Source organism: Sphingobium sp. R-21, from assembly GCF_049913335.1.
Taxonomy (GTDB): Bacteria; Pseudomonadota; Alphaproteobacteria; order Sphingomonadales; family Sphingomonadaceae; genus Sphingobium.
Window position 1 is genome coordinate 997471 of sequence record NZ_CP184375.1, and the last position, 18004, is coordinate 1015474.

Genomic DNA, 18004 nt, shown 5'->3' on the forward strand with positions numbered 1-18004 from the left:
GGAAAATCGTTTTCCTCATCCTCTCTAAATTCTGCCCAGAATATGGCCGACTATGTGGGGATATTGCAAGTGTATTGACAGAATCATGAGAAAACGTTTTCTTAAGAGGAAGAGAGAGGATGCCAAAGAGCTATGATTGCCGAACCCTTGAATGCGCTTCGTCATGAAGACCTGATCCGCATCGACGCGCGGACATCCGACAAGGAGGCTGCGATCCTGCAGGCCGGCCAGATATTGGTCGCTGCGGGCTGCGTCGCGCCCGGCTACGAACAGAGCATGGTGCGACGGGAGGCGGTGGCGAACACCTATCTGGGATCGGGCGTTGCCATTCCACATGGCCTGGGCGAGGACAAGGGGCTGGTGCGCCGCGACGGGATCGTGGTCCTGCAACTGCGCGAGGGGATCGAGTGGAATCCTGGCCAGCGCGCCCATCTCGTCGTCGGCATCGCTGCCAGTTCCGACAGTCATATCGCGATTCTCCGCCGCCTCACGCGCCTGATTCAGGATGAGGCGCGGCTGGCGACCCTGCTCGCCACCGACGATCCGGCGGATATTGCCGCTGCCCTCCATGAGGACGCCAACTCCGGCGAAGCCCGGCCCGTCGCAGAGGATCTGGCCGAACGGATCGAATGGACGATCGACTATCCGGCAGGTCTGCATGCCCGGCCCGCCTCAGCCTGGGCGGAAGCAGCCAAGACCTTGGCTACGCCCATACGCATCCGCCATGATGGGGACATTGCCGATCCGCGCAGCCTCGTCTCGCTGCTGCAACTGGGACTTAAGGCAGGCGACCGCGCGACCATTTCGGCAAGTGACCGGCAGGCGCTGGACCGGTTCATGCGTACCGTCACTGGCCTCACCGCCCGCGAAAAGGCAGATGCCGCCCGTGCCGCCGAAAAGGCGAAGGCACCTGTGCGCGGCTGGAAGCCGGTCAGCAATCACGAAAATGCTCCAGCCATGATTGCTGGGGTCGCGGCCAGCCCCGGTCTGGCGATCGGCCCGGTCCATGTTCTTGCTGCGGCGGAACTGGATGTGCCGGACCAGCCGGTCGATCTCGTTGCCGGCGGCGCGCTGCTCAACGATGCGCTGGTCCGCACGCGGGCGCAGATGAAGGCACTGGTCGACGACACCACCCGGCGTCTGGGTGCGGGGGAGGCCGCGATCTTTGCGGCGCAGGCCGGATTGCTGGACGATACCGATCTCATCACCCTTACCTGCCAGTTGATGGTCGAAGGTCATGGCGTAGCCTGGTCCTGGCATCAGGCGATCGACCGCATGGCAGGACAGCTTTCCGCACTGGGCAATCCAGTGCTGGCTGCACGTGCTGCCGACTTGCACGACGTCGGCCGGCGCGTGCTAGCCCATATCGATCCGGGCCTGAGCGTGGGCACATTGGCCGATCTGCCGGAACAGCCATGCGTGCTGGTCGCGACGGACCTGTCGCCGTCGGACACCGCGACGCTCGACATCAGCCGGGTGGCGGGCATTGCCACCGCGCTGGGCGGTCCGACTTCCCACAGTGCGATTCTGGCGCGCACGCTCGGTCTGCCTTCTGTGGTGGCTGGTGGCGCTGATCTGCTGGCGCAGGCGGCCGGGACCACCGCGATCGTCGACGGCGACAGCGGCCGCATCTGGCTCGATCCTTCGGCGGAGGATATCGCTTCCGCCCGTGCCTGGATCGCCGACATCGCCGCGAGGCGCGCGGCCGAGGAGGCGGAACGCGCCCTTCCTGCCCGCACGCTGGACGGTCATGAACTGGCTATCGGCGCCAATGTGAACCGGCCCGATCAGGTCGCCTTCGCGCTGGCGCAGGGCGGGGAAGGGGTGGGCCTCATGCGCACGGAATTCCTGTTCCTCGAACGCGGCGACAGCCCCGGCGAAGAGGAGCAATGCGCCATTTATCGCGCGATGATCGGCGCGCTGGGCGATCGGCCGCTGATCGTGCGCGCGCTCGACATCGGCGGTGACAAGCAGGTGCCGCATCTTGATCTGCCCAGGGAGGAAAATCCCTTCCTCGGCGTGCGCGGCGCGCGCCTGCTGCTGCGTCGCCCCGACCTGCTGGAGCCGCAACTGCGCGCCCTCTATCGCGCAGCAAAAGGGGGCGGCGACCTGTCGATCATGTTCCCGATGATCACCTCGGCATCCGAACTCATCGCGCTGCGCGAACGCTGCGAAGCGATCCGGGCGGAACTGGACGCGCCCCTCGTCCCCATCGGCATCATGATCGAAGTGCCCGCCGCCGCCGTCCAGGCCCATAAGCTTGCCGCCCATGCCGATTTCTTCTCGATCGGCACCAACGACCTCACCCAATATGCGCTCGCCATCGACCGGCAGAACCCGGAACTGGCGAGCGAGGCCGACAGCCTGCATCCGGCCGTGCTCCGCCTGATCGCCATGACGGTCGAGGGTGCACGCAGGCACGACCGCTGGGTCGGCGTCTGCGGCGGCATAGCGGGGGACCCGCTGGGCGCGGCACTGCTGACCGGGCTTGGCGTCCACGAACTGTCCATGACGCCGCGCGACATTCCCGCCGTGAAGGCACGCATCCGCGCAAGCAGCCTTGGCGCACTTCAGGCGCTCGCCGCCCGTGCCCTTGATGCGACAAGCGCCGCCGATGTGCGCGCGCTGGACGGGGAGGGTGCGTGATGGCCGTCTTCACCCTGACGCTCAACCCCGCGATCGACCAGACGGTCATGCTTGATCGGCTCATTCCCGGTGAGGTGCATCGCGCCCGTTCGATGAGGCTGGATGCCGGGGGCAAGGGGATCAACACTGCCAGTTGCCTTGCCGACTGGGGCGTGCCGTCGACGGTCATGGGGCTGTTGGGCAGCGAAAATGTCGCACCCTTCGACGCCCTGTTTGCCGCCAAGTCGATCATCGACCGTTGCCAGCGCCATGCTGGCAGCACGCGGGTCAACCTGAAGCTGGTCGACGCCCATGGCACGACCGACATCAACATGGAAGGCACCGCCGTGGCTCCGGCCGGCGTCGATGCCGTCATCGCGACCCTCGATGCGCAGGTGCAGGCCGGCGATCTCGTCATCCTGTCGGGCAGCCTTCCGCCCGGATGTCCGCCCGATATCTATGCCCGCCTCATCGTCATGTTGCGTGGCCGGGGCGCGATCGTTCTGCTCGACAGCAGCGGCCCTGCCCTGCGCCATGCACTGGATGGCGCCGTCCTGCCCAATATCGTGAAACCCAATCTGCATGAACTGGCGGAATGGCATGGCAGCCCGATTGATGCCCCACATCAGATCATAGAGGTCGCCACGGGGTTGCTGGATCGCGGTGTCGACCTGATTGCCGTATCGATGGGCGCACAGGGGGCATTGTTCCTGACCCGATCGGAACTGCTGCGCGCGGGCCTGAGGGCGAACAATGTGGAAAGCACGGTCGGCGCAGGCGACGCCATGGTTGCCGGTCTGGCGGCGGCTCTGATCGAGGAGGCGGGACTGGATCGTATCGCCCGCCTGTCGACCGCCTTTGCCGTCGGCAAACTGGGATGTGCGGGTCCGCATCTGCCCGCCAGGGACAGGATCGAGGCGCTCGCTGCCAGCGTCGAGACGGAAATTCTCATGGGAGAGAAGCAATGAGCAGGATTTTCGCGGTGGTGGAGGCCGGCGAGTCCGGCGTTGCCGGCGTCCTTGCTGGTGAAGCGCTGCGCAAGGCTGCCCGCGCCCAGGGGCGCGTCATCGAGATCGAACTGCGGACCGCGCAGGGCGTTGTCAACCCGTTGCCTGGCGATGCCGAGGGCGATTTTCTCCTCGTTGGTCCGGAAGGCGTCGATAGCGCCGCCGAAACCCGACCGCATCGCCGTCTTACCCTGGAGGCGGTGCTGGCCGATCCCGTCGCCGCTCTGGCTGGCGGTGGGGAGCCGGCCTCGGCTGCGACCAAGCCCCGCATCGTCGCGATCACATCCTGCCCGACCGGCATCGCTCATACCTTCATGGCGGCCGAAGGGTTGACCGAAGGCGCACGGCAGCTTGGCTATCCCATCCGCGTCGAGACGCAAGGCTCGGTCGGGGCAGGCAATCCCCTGACCGCCGAGGAGATCGCCGCCGCCGATGTCGTTCTGATCGCCGCCGATCGGGAGGTCGACCGCAGCCGTTTCGCTGGAAAGCGCGTGTTTGCGGGCAACACCAAGCCTGCCATCACCGGCGGTGCGAAGCTGATCGAGCGGGCATTGGCGGAGGCCACCGTGCAGGGCGGGGAAGCGGCTATGGCCCCGTCGGGCGACGCGGCGGCCGCGAAGCGCGCCGGTCCCTACAAGCATCTGATGACCGGGGTGTCCTTCATGCTGCCCTTCGTGGTGTCAGGCGGGCTGCTGATCGCGCTCGCCTTCGCGCTGGGTGGCATCCACGCCAATGATGCGGCTGCCCAAGGTACATTGGCGCATGCCCTGTTCGAAATCGGCGCCAAGGGCGGCTTCATGCTGATGGTGCCGGCGCTGGCGGGCTATATTGCCTATTCGGTTGCGGATCGTCCCGGCATCGCACCGGGCATGATCGGCGGCCTGCTGGCTGCCAATCTGGGGGCCGGCTTTCTGGGAGGCATCGTTGCCGGCTTCATTGCTGGCTATGGCGTCGACTGGCTCAATCGTCGCATCCGGCTTCCCAAGAATTTGCAGGGATTGAAGCCGGTCCTGATCTTGCCGTTGCTCGGCACATTGCTGACCGGGCTACTGATGCTCTATGCCGTGGGCACACCGGTCGCCGCGGTGCTGGCCTTCCTGACCGACTGGCTGCGCGGCATGCAAGGATCGAGCGCGCTGATGCTCGGCCTCATCCTGGGCGCCATGTCGGCATTCGACATGGGCGGGCCGGTCAACAAGGCGGGCTATGCCTTCTCGGTCGGCCTGATCGCCAGTCAGGTCTATACGCCCATGGCCGCGACCATGGCCGCTGGCATGACGCCGCCGCTTGCCGTCGCGCTCGCCACTCGCCTGTTCCGCAATCGTTTCACGCCTGAAGAGCGCGAAGCGGGAGCAGCGGCTGCGGTCCTGGGCCTGGCATTTATCACCGAAGGCGCGATCCCCTTTGCGGCACGCGATCCGCTGCGTGTCATTCCGGCACTGATGGCTGGATCAGCCGTGACTGGCGCCATCTCGATGGCAATGGGCGTCGAACTCAAGGTGCCGCATGGCGGCCTGTTCGTGCTGCCGATTCCGGGCGCGGTCACGCATGTAGGTGTCTACGCGCTGGCCATATTGGTCGGCACTGTCGTGAGCGCGCTGCTGGTCGGAATGCTCAAGCGCCCCGCAATCAAATGAAGGCCTGACGCCTAAGCGAAAGCATAATTGGAGAGGGTTTCAATGTATTTCAGGAAGATGAGTGCCGCCTGCGTGGCGAGCGCCGTGGCCTTTGCCGCGCCCGTCACACTGGCGCAGGATCAGGCTGAAGCCGGCAGAGATCGAGCACCCGCCCGGTCGGAGGCTCCAGCCTCATGGCAGCCGCTGGCCGAGCAGGGTGTGACGCTGTCGCTTAGCTATACAGGTGAGGCGGCGGCGAATGTTTCTGGCGGGCTTCGCCGCGAAGCGGCCCATGCCGGACAGGTCTATGTCGGTGCCGACCTTGATCTTGACAGTATCATCGGCATCGGAGGCGCGACGCTGCATTTTGCCGTCACCAATCGCCACGGCAAGAATCTGGCTGCCATGGCCATCGGCAACAACACGTCGGTGCAGGAAATCTACGGCACGCAGAATACGCATCTGGCAATATTGACCTGGCAACAGACCTTTTTCGACGGGCGTCTGGATGTCGAGGCCGGGCGCAGTCAGGCGAACATCCATTTCCTCAACTCGCCACTTTACTGTCATTTCCAGACCAATTCTGCCTGCGGCAATCCAACCTTCGTCTTCAAAAACAGCAATTTCACCTATTTCCCGGCATCGAGCTGGATGGCCCATGCCAAGCTGCATGTGACGCCGCAGGTCATGCTGCATGCCGGCGTCTACGAAGTGAACCCCGACCGCAAGCGCGCGAGCGACCATGGATTCAATTTCAGTACGAAGAATGCGACCGGGGTGATCGTGCCCTGGGAGTTGAGCTATGGTCGGGATTCTGCCGATGATCGTCTGCCGGGACATTATATTCTGGGCGGTTGGTTTGATCGTGGCGACTATGCCGATCCGCTGCGTGATGATCAGGGGGGTATCGCGATCCTGACCGGTCGGCCAGCGGCGACGCGGAACGGACGGTCAGGCCTCTATGTCCGCTTCGATCAGATGCTCACGCGCCCTGACCTGGCCTCGCAGCGGGGGCTGAGCATCTTTGGCGTGGCAATGACCAACCTGTCCGGCCGGGTTGAGGAAAGCCGCTATCTGGGCATGGGGATCGTACAGACCGGCACGTTCGCCGGGCGCGATCAGGACACGATCGGCTTCGCCATCAACGATCAGCGTTTCAGCGACCTTGCAATGCAGAGGATGAATGCTGCGCGGGTTACTTCAGGCGGGCGTGCCGATATTCGCCGCCATCAGTATATGATGGAACTGGCCTATGGATTTCAGGTCAATCCGGCGATCCGCCTGTCGCCCAACCTGCAATATATCTTGCATCCCGACCAGACCGGGGCGCCCGAGCGTAGGCGGAACATCAAGGATGCCTTCATCCTGGGGTTTAAGTTCACCCTGGATGCAATGCGTCTCCTGGGGAAATAGGGGATTTGGCCACTACCGGAGACGAGGCGTTCAGCAATGGCCGAGTAGATAGTGTCTCTATCCTGTGGTCTATGAAAGATCGGACCCGGATGCCGATATCGATCAGCACCTTTGCCTCGGCGGCGAGCCTATAGAACACTTCGCCATTGAGCAGTTCGTCGCGAAGCGACCCGTTGAGCCGCAGGCCGGCGAAGCCAGGCTTTCGTTATAGCCAATTCTCCGCGTCTTCACGCCGATCCTCAAGCATCTGCATTGAAACGAATCTTGGTTAACGGACGACGCGATCGTCATCTGTTGGCCAAGCATCATGGACCGACCTCTGCCGGGGTTGCATCGCTTTTTAGCAGGGATATGAGGTTTGGGGCGTAGGTCGAGAAAAGGGGGAGTAAGGCAGCACCAATTGCAGGAGCTTTTCCGCCATTTTCTCCGACTTTCAGTTCCGGACAGAAAAAGTCCCGCGGAGCCGCCTGTTGGATATTGCTGTGGATGCGGCCCACAAGGTTGCGCAATTTTTCCTGTGAAAGACCTCCCCCGATGACCACAGCGTCGAGGTCAAGAAGGCTGTTTGCGCTGATGATGATGAAAGCCAGCGCATCGGCGCAACGGGCTATCCAGCCTTCCCAATCCGGGTTTGCTTCGGCTGTACTGGTCGTCATTTGATAAAGGGATGCTGCGTGCAACAGGAAATCCACGCCGGTGCCTTGAGGTATCGGCATGGAGGCGAGCGCACCGGCATTGCCGTTCTTGCCGCGCTTGATCTCCCCGTTCAGGATCAGCCCGCCGCCGACAAAATTCCCGATATGCACATAGAGGAAATTGGTCAGCCCCACGCCCGATCCCGACATGAACTCGGCAAGGGCGCCTGCATTACCGTCATTTTCGAAGATAACCGCGCCATCCAGTTCCTTCTGGAAAAACTCCTCCAGCCCCGGCGCCGCCCAGGCAGCGGCCTGCGGGGCCGCGATGCCCGCTTCTTCGCGCCATTCGCCGATGAACCAGGGCATTGCGATTCCGAAGCCCAGAAAGCCTTCGCGCTGCTCCTTGCGTAGTTGCGGCATATATTTTCGCGCAAAGGATTGGATATGCTCCACGGCACTCGCTGGGCTGGGATAGGGCGCGCTTGTGCTCTCGCATGCGATGACGCGACCATCAAAATCGAGCATGGTGCATACCAACCTGTCGCGACCGATTTCGGCTCCGATCGTGCAGCCGCTGTCCCCGTTGATCTGGTAGATGACCGAAGGCTGGCCCATTCCTCCTGTCCGCTTTCCCGCTTTGATCAGGCGCCCTTCGTTCGCAAGGCTTTCGACAATGCGGACGGCCGCTTGCGGTGACAGACCGGTAATCCTTGAAAGGTCAGCCTTGGAGGCGCCGTTCAGTCGCCTTACCGTGGCAAGGATGAGGCGCTCATTATACCGCCGTACACCGACTGCATTGCTGCCACGTTTGTTCACCTGCGACTCCGCTCAAAGTATCGGCAGCAAGAGGATGCGCGATAGGGATGGATGATTTGGAACAGCCTTGAGGTAATTGGCAAGGGCGACCGAACGCGAGACTCGCTTGACACATTAAATCACATTGATAGATTTATTGGGTCAGGTGGGGATTCGAGCTTCAGACTATGACAGGTCGGGCAGCATAGTTCCGTGTCTTTTGGCTTCGTTCGGACCCGTGGCGCGCAGCGGCTGTGAATCTCTCCTTTCTTCCGTTGCGAGCGCCTGACCAACCCGACAAAGCTCGTCTGAACCGGACGGGAAGTGCCCAGTTTCCAGACTGCACGCTGGAAATGTAAGGGGGGAGGATAAGGGCTTTCAGCTCAGATCCTCCCCCATTTTTTTGGGAAGCGCGATATCTTTCATCGTCGCAAAAATGCGGTTGACAGACTAAATCACATTTGTAGATTTAATGAGAGCCACATGTGGTGACGGGCAAGCACGAATACGTGCTGCACAGCAGGGAAGAGGACGGTCGTGGCGGCTAACCCACTTGATTTTCGCAGATTGTGCCTTGACGGCGTTCTGTCTCTGGGCTCGCGCTGGGCGGCGCCGCATGCCCGCAATCAATCCTATATTCCTAAAGCTTCAGCCCATGCTTCACCATGCAGGGGTTGGCTTGCCGTGCGAGTAAATCATGCAGAATGACAATCTCCTCCTGGGGGCCATTGAAGCCGGCGGTACGAAATTCCTCTGCGGCATCGCAGATCGCGACGGGCGTATTATTCGGCAGCAACGGATTCCAACAACTCTTCCGGCTGATACCCTCGCCGCCGCGAGCAGATTCTTTGTGCAGGCCGGTGCTGATCTTGGTCCATTGTCGGCTTTCTCGATCGGCAGCTTTGGCCCTCTGTCGCTCAACCCTGTCGCCGGGGATTATGGCCGCATCACGTCCACACCCAAGGTCGGCTGGCAGGATGTCGATCTGCTTGGTCATTTTTCCCAAATGATCGACGCCCCGATGGCGCTCGATACCGATGTAAACTGTGCGGCGGTCGGAGAAAGGCTGTTCGGCAGCGGGCAGGGGCTCGATACTTTCTGTTATGTGACGGTTGGAACCGGCATTGGCGTGGGTCTGCTGATCGACGGCGCTCCCCATGGTGGTGCCAATCACCCCGAGGCGGGGCATATCCGGTTGCCCCGCGCCGCAGGGGATGAGCTGTTTCCAGGCATCTGTCCTTTTCACGGCGACTGCCTGGAAGGCTTGGCTTGCGGCCCTGCGATGCGGGCGCGCTGGGGTGTGCCGGGTGAACAACTGCCGATCGATCACCCGGGCTGGGAGATCGAAGCCGACTATCTTGCAGGCTTGTGTGCGACGTTGACGTACGTTGTTCGTCCGGACCGCATCATCATCGGTGGGGGCGTCATGGAATCGCCGGGCATGTACGAGCGGGTCCGGACTGCCCTGACCGCGAAGCTTGCTGGCTATGACACCAGCATGCGTGCCCTGGAAATGAACGACTATGTCGTGGCGCCTACAGCCGGAGCATCGGCGGGTCTGACGGGCGCGCTGGCGCTCGCCTACCGGACCGCGATACGCCAGTGGCCGATGCACTGGTCCGTCGAACTTCCATCATTCTCCAACCAATCCTCTCTGTCAGGAGCTGCATTTGCATAGTCCCTCTGTATCGGATCGCACGGCTCACCAGACGGGCGAGGCAGGTGATGCCCGGGTCACCAACGCGATCATCTTGAGCGCGGCCGGCGCGGCGCTCGGCGGCCTCCTGTTCGGTTTCGACACGGCCGTCATCTCAGGCACGACCTCGGCGCTGCAGGCACGATTTGGCCTCAGCGACGGCATGTTGGGCTTTACTGTCGCTTCCGCTCTCATCGGCACCGTGCTCGGTTCGTTGGTGGCTGGAGCGCCGGCCGACCGCTTCGGGCGCCGGGCCGTGATGCTGGCGGTCGCAATCTGCTATGTGGTGTCATCGCTTGGCACGGGCCTTGCGGGTTCCTGGTTGACGCTTCTGGCTTTCCGATTTCTGGGAGGGTTGGCAATTGGCGCTGCGTCCGTCGTGACGCCGATCTATATCGCCGAAGTTTCCCCGGCGCGGTTCCGGGGGCGGCTGGTCGCGATGAACCAGCTTAATATCGTCCTTGGCATCCTGATCGCCTTCCTGTCCAACTACATGATTGCCAACCTTGTGTCAGCGCAGACCGCATGGCGGTGGATGTTCGGCATCGTTACCCTGCCCTCGGCCCTTTTCCTTGTAGTCAGTGTTTTGCTGCCTGAGAGCCCGCGCTGGCTGGCGATCAATGGCAGGGGACCGCAGGCGCTCGGTGTCATGAGGAAGCTTGGCTTTCTTGATCCGGCCGGCGAACTTCGCCACATCCAGGAGGCTGAGGCACGTGTCGATCGGTCTGCGGCGCCCAAGCTGTTCCAGCCAGCTTATGCCCGTCCCGTCGCCTGCGCCATCGCGATTGCCATGTTCAATCAGCTTTCGGGTATCAATGCGCTTCTCTACTATGCGCCGCGTGTCTTCGAACTGGCAGGCGCAGGCGCGGACAGTGCCTTGCTGCAGTCCATCGCCATTGGCGGGACCAACCTGCTCTTCACGATAGGTGCGCTCTTCCTGATCGACCGCTTCGGACGCAAGCCGCTCTTGTACATCGGGTCCATATTGTGTGCCGCCGCCCTGCTTCTCGTCGGCTATCAGCTTGAAAGCGCCAATCCCGACGGTACGCTGATCCTTGTTGGTCTGCTGGGTTTCATCGCCGCCTTTGCCGTGTCCCAGGGCGCTGTCATCTGGGTGTTTATCTCCGAGGTCTTTCCGAGTGCTGTTCGCGGCAAGGGACAGGCGCTCGGCAGCACGACCCATTGGGTCATGGCCGCCGCGATCACCTGGGCCTTTCCGGTGTTTGCAGCCAGCGTCGGCGGCTGGGTATTCGCTTTTTTCGGCGCAATGATGCTGCTTCAGTTTTTCTGGACGTGGAAGGCCATGCCGGAAACCAACGGCGTGGCGCTGGAGGACATGGACCTGGGGAGCGCACAGGCATGACCGGAAAGATTGCCCTGCTGACGGCTGCGGCCCTGATGGTCCCGGTGCAGGCCGAAGCGCAGCGGGCCGACCCCCGCCCGGCCTATCATTTCGCGCCCAAGCGGAACTGGATGAACGACCCCAACGGGCTGGTCTATTTTGAAGGGGAGTATCATCTCTTCTATCAATATAATCCACATGGCGATCGCTGGGGTCATATGAGTTGGGGTCATGCGGTCAGCCGGGATCTGGTAACCTGGCAGGAATTGCCCGTCGCGATCCCCGAAACCGCTGATGTCATGGCCTTCTCCGGCAGTGCGGTGATCGACTGGAAGAACAGCAGTGGTTTTGGCCAAGGCGGCAAGCCGCCAATGATCGCCATCTACACGGGACATAATCCCAAGGCCAAGCTGCAGTCCCAATATCTTGCCTACAGCAATGATCGCGGCCGCACCTGGACCGTGCATGGCGAGGTGCTGAGCGTCGGTTCACCCGAATTTCGCGACCCCAAGGTCTTCTGGCACGAGCCGACGAAGTCATGGGTGATGATCGCGGTCATGGCGCTTGAAAATCGCGCGGTCATTTTCACTTCGTCCAATCTCAAGCAATGGACCTTCGCCAGCAGCTTCGGACCAGCGGGTGGTCGGGGACGCAACTGGGAATGCCCCGACCTCAATCTGCTTCCGGTTGAAGGCGGGAAGCCGGGCGAACAGCGCTGGGTACTCAGCATCAATCTTGGCGACCAGGCGGTCGGGGGCGGCTCTGGCGGCCAATATTTCGTGGGCGACTTTGATGGGCGTCGCTTCACTCCCGTCGAGGGGTGGGGCGGGGAACCGGTCTGGACCGACTATGGCGCCGATTTCTACGCCGCCGTTGCCTGGAACGACCTTCCCAAGGACGATCCGCGTCGCATCTGGATCGGCTGGGCCAACGACTGGCGGTATGCTCTCCGGCTTCGGCGTCCAGGCCAATGTCACCTATCTTGATGGGACCAACACGCTACCGACCGTCCTTGGGGAAGGTGCGCGCCAGGTGCGGATCACCGGCCTTTCCAAATGGGCCTATAATCTGACGGGCTTCTACGAGAAGGGGCCGGTGTCGGCTCGTCTGTCCTACAATCATCGCTCCAGCTACATCAACAGCTACAACCGCAACTCGAACGAGGATCAATATGCCGGGGAGATTACCCGCGGCATTTCGCGCCTTGATTTTTCTGCTTCCTACGAAGCGATCAAGGGGATTACGATCGTCGGCAATGTGAGCAACATCCTGGGCCAGCCGTTCAACAATTATCGCTACTATAATGAGACCCAGTATTTCCCCCGCGATCTCAGGGTCGAGGGACGTTACTTCAGTCTGGGTGTCCGGTTCAAAATGTAATCCTGATCATCTTGTCTCCGAGCGAGGGTCAGGCATGTGCCTTACCCTCGCAAATGACGATCTCGCCGGCGGTCAGCCGCCATTGGCTGTGGTCTTGCCTCAAGCTGAGCAACTCAGCACAGTCGGCGCCTTACGTTGGAAACCGGACTGGCGGGACGCGGTGCACCCACGCCAGTCGGAAACCATCTCCGAAGTGAGCCGGTTTCAGTCAATTATCAGCGTCCTTTCCTCCTTGCGCGCAGGAATAAGCACGGAAATCACCTCATCGCCGCGGACGATTGGAAGATCGCCAGACTTTGTGCCTTTGAGCACCGCCTTCCCGGCCTGATGCGACATCCCATGCACGATAACGTTGAACTCCCGCCACCAGGGTTGGAAGGTCCCTTCGCTCTTCCCGATGGTCATGGAAACGCTGCCGTCCTTCCCGACAGAACAGGTGAGGGCTTTTCTGACGAAAGAGCCCTTGCGGTAAGCAAAGCTTTTGCCGTCGTCCAGATACAGGCTGCCGCTGCAATCCGACCCATCCAGATCCAGCGGGCCGGTCGGCGTCTCATCGGTGCTCTGAACCAGCTTCTGACGCGGAATGATGCTTCCGCCCCGGACGAACACCGGGAGTTCGTCGAGGCGTGGCGTGACCTCAAGCGTATGGGCAGAAGCCCCGCCCTCATCCTTGAGCGTGATGAGGTTGCCGCCTGAGGTCGTCCGGCCTTTGTGGGCGGGTTTGCGGCTAAGTTAAGCTCATCCTATTCCCCTGGAATCTCGCTGGCGATCATTTCATTCTTCGCGCGGTCGATCGACCAGAGGCGGCCGGCGCGCACCGGATCCCAATCGATCGCCTGGCCCGGCGTCGCGATCGCGACGGTGCGGCGCAGTTCCAGCACCGAACCCGCTTCGGGCAAGGCGAGTTCGTACATTTCCGCCCGGTCATGCCCGGTCACATAAAGCCTGCCATCCTTGCTCCAGCTTGCGCCCGAACAGCTATAAGGGGCGAAACGGGCCAGGACCTCTGCCGGAAAGGTCCATGCCGCTTCCTGACGGAAGGTGTCGTCCATGCGAACCAGCAACGTGTAGCGCGTGTCGCGTCCCGGCTCTCCGCCCTTGCCTGCATAATTGGCGAATACCGCCCACCATTTGCCGTTATGCCGATCAAGCACCGTGAGCGACCCCGGGCCGAAACCCAGGCTTACGGTTCGCAGATGACGGAGTGTCGCCGTGTCGAAAAATTCGACCGCGCTGGTCTGCGGCACGGCGGGATAGTTGGATGCGGCGCATACCAGTTCCCGCCCGGCCACGGTACAACTGTTCATATGGGGAAACAGTCGCCGATCCCCCTGCCATTGCGCAACACGCTTGCCGGTATCGATGCGATATTTGCCGATCCGGTCATTATCGATGGCATAGACGAATCTGCCGTCCGACGCGGCGCCCTGATTGGCTTCGGGGGCGGAAAGGCGCAGGCTCACCCGCTCGGCAGGCGGCGAAGATGCCTCCTGCGCGAGGGCGGGGACCGACAGGCCTAAGCCGGCAAGCAGGAGCCATTTCATATATTGCCCTCCATGGGGAAATGACTGCTGCCGTAGGCAGCCAGTTTTACCAGTTGCAAGCGACATTCAGCATCAGCCCACGGGCCTGATCGGTCGCATGCACAATGCCCGAAAGGTCATTGCGCAACAGCGCATTGCTGGCAAGACGGTCGGAATCCGTCAGGCGCAGCGCGACGCTGAGCGGGGTGCGATCAAGACCGGCAATTTCGTACCGCAGCTCCCCCATGACATGCATCGGCCCCCGCAATTCCGTCGCTTCATGCCACAGGGCGGGCCGGCTGCTTCTTGTGCCGCTCAGCGTCGCGCTCCAGGGGCCGCTGTTCCAGCCAGCCTGGACCGTCATGCTTTGTTCGGTGGCGGAACCGTTTTCGGTCCGCTTCAGTTGCGTCGCGCCATAGCGCATCGACCAGTGCCATTTTGAGGAGAGGCGATGACTGATACTGACGGCGGCGCCCAGAAGGCGGGCGGAGCCGCCGTCCACCGGCATATATCCACGGTCGGTAAAGAGCAGCCGATCGTCGAGGCGCCCCTGAAAAGCCGTTACCTTCACGCCCAGATCCGCTGCGGGCAGCCAATCCGCGTCGAAGCGCAGGCGGCGGTGCCGTTCGGGCCTGAAATTCCGCGACCATGTCCTGAAATCCTCCCGGGTCAGTCCCATTGGCCCGGTCCGGCCGGTTTCGCCATAGCCGGTCAATGTTTCCCGATAGTCGATCATCAGGTCAAGATCCGCTCCCGGCCTCCAGCCTATGGCGACCCGCGGCATGAACCAGTCGCGCGTGAGAAGGCGTTCATTGCTGCCGAGCGAAGTGACATTTGCGCCGCGATTGCTGAGCTTCATCCCCTGGAAACCTGCCCTCAGAGTCAGCCGCTCCGCCAGCGGAATGCGGTCTTCAAAGGTCATCAATACCATGCGGCTTTGCGATAGGGCAGCGGATGAAACGGGTTGATCGCTACCGCCCCATCTGCCTCCAACGAACCGCCGCTTCTGCCGCCGGACGACTATCGCGATTTCATGGGTGCGATCGTCGACAGCAACCCGTGCCAGCCGCGGCAATCTTGAATGCCTGCTCATATTGGTTGCAGGCGGCAAAATCAGACGCGCGAGGCCGGGCTTGAGGAAAAAGGCTCCGTTCATGTCGGCGGTCTGCGCCTGCGCGGCCCCTCCAGACAGCAGGAGCGACGCCGCGAACCCGCAATATAGGGTACGCATCAGCGGCCTCCCAGTCCTGGGAGTTCGCCGCGCTCCGCAAAATGGATGAGTTCATGCGCTCCGTACCTCTTCGGGGCATAATCGATCACATAACCAAAATGATCGGATAGCGGTTCGCCTGTCACTTCGTTGCCGAAGGGCACTTGCGCCCGCCGAACGGGCAGGGCCGCGCCGCTCGCGTCGCGGCCGAACAGCCAGTCCTTGCCGTGGCGGGCGGCGTGTAACAGGTCCCGCCGCATAGTGCCTTCACCCAGCTGGCCGTGCGCGAGCGCCTGGCTTGCACCGCCCAGGGCAGGCGTGATGAAGGATAAGCCGGATCGCGCGAAGGCGGTAAAGAAACTGGCCTGGCGTTGCCGGTCGCTGCCGATATTCATGTCCCCACCCAGGATCATGGCCTGTCCCTGCGGCACATGCCGGGCAACGAAACCTGCCATCAGATCGACCTGACGGGCAAAGGCCTGTTGCGATCGCGCAACAGGCACCATCGCCGCCGAACGGGCGTTCAGATGGGCATTGACGACGCTGACTCGCCCGACGCCGGGAATGTTCAGATGGACGATCAACACGCCCTTATTGGCAAGGCAGTCAAAACCGGCACAGGCAAAGTCCGGAAAGGCCATGCGCTCAATCCCGAGGACAGGATAATCCGAAAGGATCATGAGGCCGCTGTTCAGAGACTTGCCCATATTTTCGCCCCGGTCCCAGCGGGCGGCCTTGATATAGCGCCTGTCGATACCGTCCATGGCCATCGTCGTGCGCAGGGCTGAATCGGGACCCATTACGGCATGCCGGTAACCGGCCACGGCAGCCACTTCCGCAGCCTTGGAGGAGAAAACCTCCTGCATCAGGACGATGTGCGGCTGGCATCGATCACGGCGCATCATTGCCAATCGCTCGCCAATCCGATCCAGGGCGTCATTCCGGTCGAGCGCGATCGGCCAGGGCAGTCCCTTGATATTATATGTCATGACCGACAGCACATTGTCTGGTCTCTCGACCCTGACAGTGTCTGCCGCGACTGCCTGGTCCCTGAGCCCTGTTTCGCCTATGCCGATAGGCGACAGCGCGCCTATAAAGGCGAACAGGATTGTGAAAGATGTTTTGAACATGGCGCCCCCCAAGTTTGAAGGGCAGCTACCCAAACATTGGGTCGTGGCGATTTCGTTCTTATGGCAGTATAATGAATATTCATCTTTCTACATGGGTAGTCCCGGCGATGCGGAGCATGCCTGTTTGAGCGGCCGGATCAGCGCCAGAAGCGTTTCAGGTCGATCAAGTCTTCCCATGCCTTGCTGGCGTGCCGGATCAGAGCGTGGCGATCGGCATGGATATGCTGAGTGCTGGACTTGTCGATGCCCAGCTTGTCGATGATCTCGTCAGCGGTTGCGAGGTCGTTGAGGGCGCCGAGATCGTCCTGCAGTTTTTCCATCGTCTTCAGGAATTTCCCGTGACGTCTTTGCTGTTTGGGCGTGTCGAACAGATGGGCGAAAAATTCCGAAGCGTAGCGGAGCTTCTTCGCATCCTTGCGCACCTCATGCCGCTTACTGTCCGATCCACGGGCGAGATGGCGACCGTCCTTCTTGATGCGCCGCCGCAACCGCCCAAGCCTGTCCTCCGCAAAACCGATGGCGGGCCTGTCCGCCAGTTCATGGTTGGTGAACCAGCCGTCGTCACCCAGCCATTCGATCAGATCCAGCATCAAGGCGCGGCTTTCGGCGGCATGCAGTCGCCGCTCCACCTTTTCATAGGCGGCTTTCCGTGCATCCTCGATCCTGCTCAACGCTGCTTGCGGTAAAGGCTTCTCCTTGAGGACGTCGAGATTGCGCGCATCCCCCAGCACCGCGGAAAGGTCGCGCAGCCGGGTCTTGAAGCGCTCGGCCCTCGCGCGTTCCAGGACCGGCTTGAAGATCGTGAATGCCGAGCGCAGCCGCCGCAGCCCGACCCGCGCCTGATGCAGGGCGGCGGGATTGGGCGCTTCCAGAAACAGCGTCTCGTTCAGCCGATATTGCCGCAGACAGCCATGGACGATGGCCCTGAATGCATCAGCAACGCTGGCGTCTTTGGCGAGCGACAGCGCCTCCGCCTTGAACGCGGCGCGTGCCGGGCCGAGCAGATCATAGCCGCGTTCCGCCTTGCTCTGAACGCCCAGGCGAACGGGGACGATGGCGTCGATCTGCCGGGCGAGCCGAAACAGATCGGCGGGCTGTCCGGATTTGAGTTCCAGCTCCATTTCGTTGATCGCGCTTGTCCGCCCTGCAACCACAGCCGCGCCATGATCGAGAACCAGTTCGACGTCCGATCCGCCCGACCGCAAATGCCATGTCCGCCGTTCATTCCGTACCTCGAAGATGACGCCCAGGCCGTTCACCTCCTTGCCGAGTGCGTCGATCAGGGGCTTCAGTCCCTCGACCTTGGGCTGGTCGTCCTTGACAGGCATTTCCCATTCCGATCGTTCGAACAGGCCAGCAGCCTGACCTTCGCAGCCTTTGAGGGTCTGGGTCCTGCTCCGGCCCGCGCGGCGGATGCGCAATGACATGGCATGGGCGCGAAGCTTCTGATCGGGCGTGTCGAAATAGAGCGAGCGCTGTCTGACCACGGGTGCCGCCTTGCCCAGAAGGTCGCTCGCCTCCAGAAAGGGGATGGCGTCGGGTTCGAGTTGCAGTTTGAGTTCCGTCTCGACCGGCATTGCGGCACTCCCTTGATCCGATGCCCACCGGGCCGTTCGTGAGCGCTTCATG

At 62.1% G+C, this 18004-nt stretch carries 14 protein-coding genes; 8 read left to right on the top strand and 6 right to left on the bottom strand.

Annotation, left to right across the window (positions count from 1 at the left end):
* Window positions 1–132: 132 nt before the first annotated feature.
* From ptsP to ACN9MX_RS19165, 4 genes are read left to right on the top strand one after another with little or no spacing between them, the layout of a single operon-like run.
* Window positions 133–2646, top strand: a complete 2514-nt coding sequence (ptsP, locus tag ACN9MX_RS19150; RefSeq protein ID WP_363830257.1) for a phosphoenolpyruvate--protein phosphotransferase — start codon at window positions 133–135, stop codon at window positions 2644–2646.
* The gene (locus tag ACN9MX_RS19155) at window positions 2646–3593 is read left to right on the top strand and encodes a 1-phosphofructokinase family hexose kinase (RefSeq protein WP_363830260.1); all 948 of its coding nucleotides are present in this window, start codon (window positions 2646–2648) and stop codon (window positions 3591–3593) included. Before ptsP ends, ACN9MX_RS19155 begins: the two co-directional genes overlap by 1 nt.
* A complete protein-coding gene (locus tag ACN9MX_RS19160) occupies window positions 3590–5269 on the top strand; it encodes a PTS fructose transporter subunit IIC (protein ID WP_363737080.1) in 1680 nt (559 codons plus the stop codon). The genes ACN9MX_RS19155 and ACN9MX_RS19160 overlap by 4 nt, the downstream gene beginning before the upstream one ends.
* 42 nt (window positions 5270–5311) lie before the next feature.
* On the top strand, window positions 5312–6661 hold the full coding sequence (locus ACN9MX_RS19165; RefSeq protein WP_363830263.1) for a carbohydrate porin: 1350 nt from the start codon (window positions 5312–5314) through the stop codon (window positions 6659–6661).
* A 305-nt stretch (window positions 6662–6966) separates the two neighbouring features.
* Here the strand turns inward: ACN9MX_RS19165 and ACN9MX_RS19170 are convergent, their stop codons facing one another.
* Window positions 6967–8115: an ROK family transcriptional regulator gene (locus tag ACN9MX_RS19170; protein ID WP_363830266.1), complete on the bottom strand. Its 1149-nt coding sequence runs from the start codon at window positions 8113–8115 to the stop codon at window positions 6967–6969.
* Window positions 8116–8791: 676 nt separating this feature from the next.
* Here ACN9MX_RS19170 and ACN9MX_RS19175 point away from each other — a divergent pair.
* From ACN9MX_RS19175 to ACN9MX_RS19190, 4 genes are read left to right on the top strand one after another with little or no spacing between them, the layout of a single operon-like run.
* Window positions 8792–9772 (top strand): ROK family protein, encoded by a 981-nt coding sequence (locus tag ACN9MX_RS19175; RefSeq protein ID WP_363830269.1) that lies wholly within the window; start codon window positions 8792–8794, stop codon window positions 9770–9772.
* Window positions 9765–11153: a sugar porter family MFS transporter gene (locus tag ACN9MX_RS19180; RefSeq protein WP_363830272.1), complete on the top strand. Its 1389-nt coding sequence runs from the start codon at window positions 9765–9767 to the stop codon at window positions 11151–11153. Before ACN9MX_RS19175 ends, ACN9MX_RS19180 begins: the two co-directional genes overlap by 8 nt.
* Window positions 11150–12118: a glycoside hydrolase family 32 protein gene (locus ACN9MX_RS19185; RefSeq protein WP_414714653.1), complete on the top strand. Its 969-nt coding sequence runs from the start codon at window positions 11150–11152 to the stop codon at window positions 12116–12118. Before ACN9MX_RS19180 ends, ACN9MX_RS19185 begins: the two co-directional genes overlap by 4 nt.
* On the top strand, window positions 12075–12512 hold the full coding sequence (locus tag ACN9MX_RS19190) for a hypothetical protein (protein WP_363830275.1): 438 nt from the start codon (window positions 12075–12077) through the stop codon (window positions 12510–12512). The genes ACN9MX_RS19185 and ACN9MX_RS19190 overlap by 44 nt, the downstream gene beginning before the upstream one ends.
* Before the next feature lie 204 nt (window positions 12513–12716).
* Here the strand turns inward: ACN9MX_RS19190 and ACN9MX_RS19195 are convergent, their stop codons facing one another.
* From ACN9MX_RS19195 to ACN9MX_RS19215, 5 genes are all read right to left on the bottom strand, one after another.
* Window positions 12717–13121: a DUF5110 domain-containing protein gene (locus ACN9MX_RS19195; RefSeq protein WP_363830278.1), complete on the bottom strand. Its 405-nt coding sequence runs from the start codon at window positions 13119–13121 to the stop codon at window positions 12717–12719.
* 134 nt (window positions 13122–13255) lie between these two features.
* The gene (locus ACN9MX_RS19200) at window positions 13256–14056 is read right to left on the bottom strand and encodes a YncE family protein (protein ID WP_363830280.1); all 801 of its coding nucleotides are present in this window, start codon (window positions 14054–14056) and stop codon (window positions 13256–13258) included.
* A gap of 46 nt (window positions 14057–14102) precedes the next feature.
* Window positions 14103–14957, bottom strand: coding sequence for a hypothetical protein (locus ACN9MX_RS19205; RefSeq protein ID WP_363830282.1), 855 nt, complete (start codon window positions 14955–14957; stop codon window positions 14103–14105).
* Window positions 14958–15265: 308 nt separating this feature from the next.
* A complete protein-coding gene (locus ACN9MX_RS19210; protein ID WP_363830285.1) occupies window positions 15266–16375 on the bottom strand; it encodes an endonuclease/exonuclease/phosphatase family protein in 1110 nt (369 codons plus the stop codon).
* 137 nt (window positions 16376–16512) lie between these two features.
* Window positions 16513–17952 carry a CHAD domain-containing protein gene (locus ACN9MX_RS19215; RefSeq protein WP_363830288.1) on the bottom strand — a complete coding sequence of 480 codons (1440 nt, stop codon included), beginning with the start codon at window positions 17950–17952 and terminating at the stop codon, window positions 16513–16515.
* Between the last annotated feature and the right edge of the window lie 52 nt (window positions 17953–18004).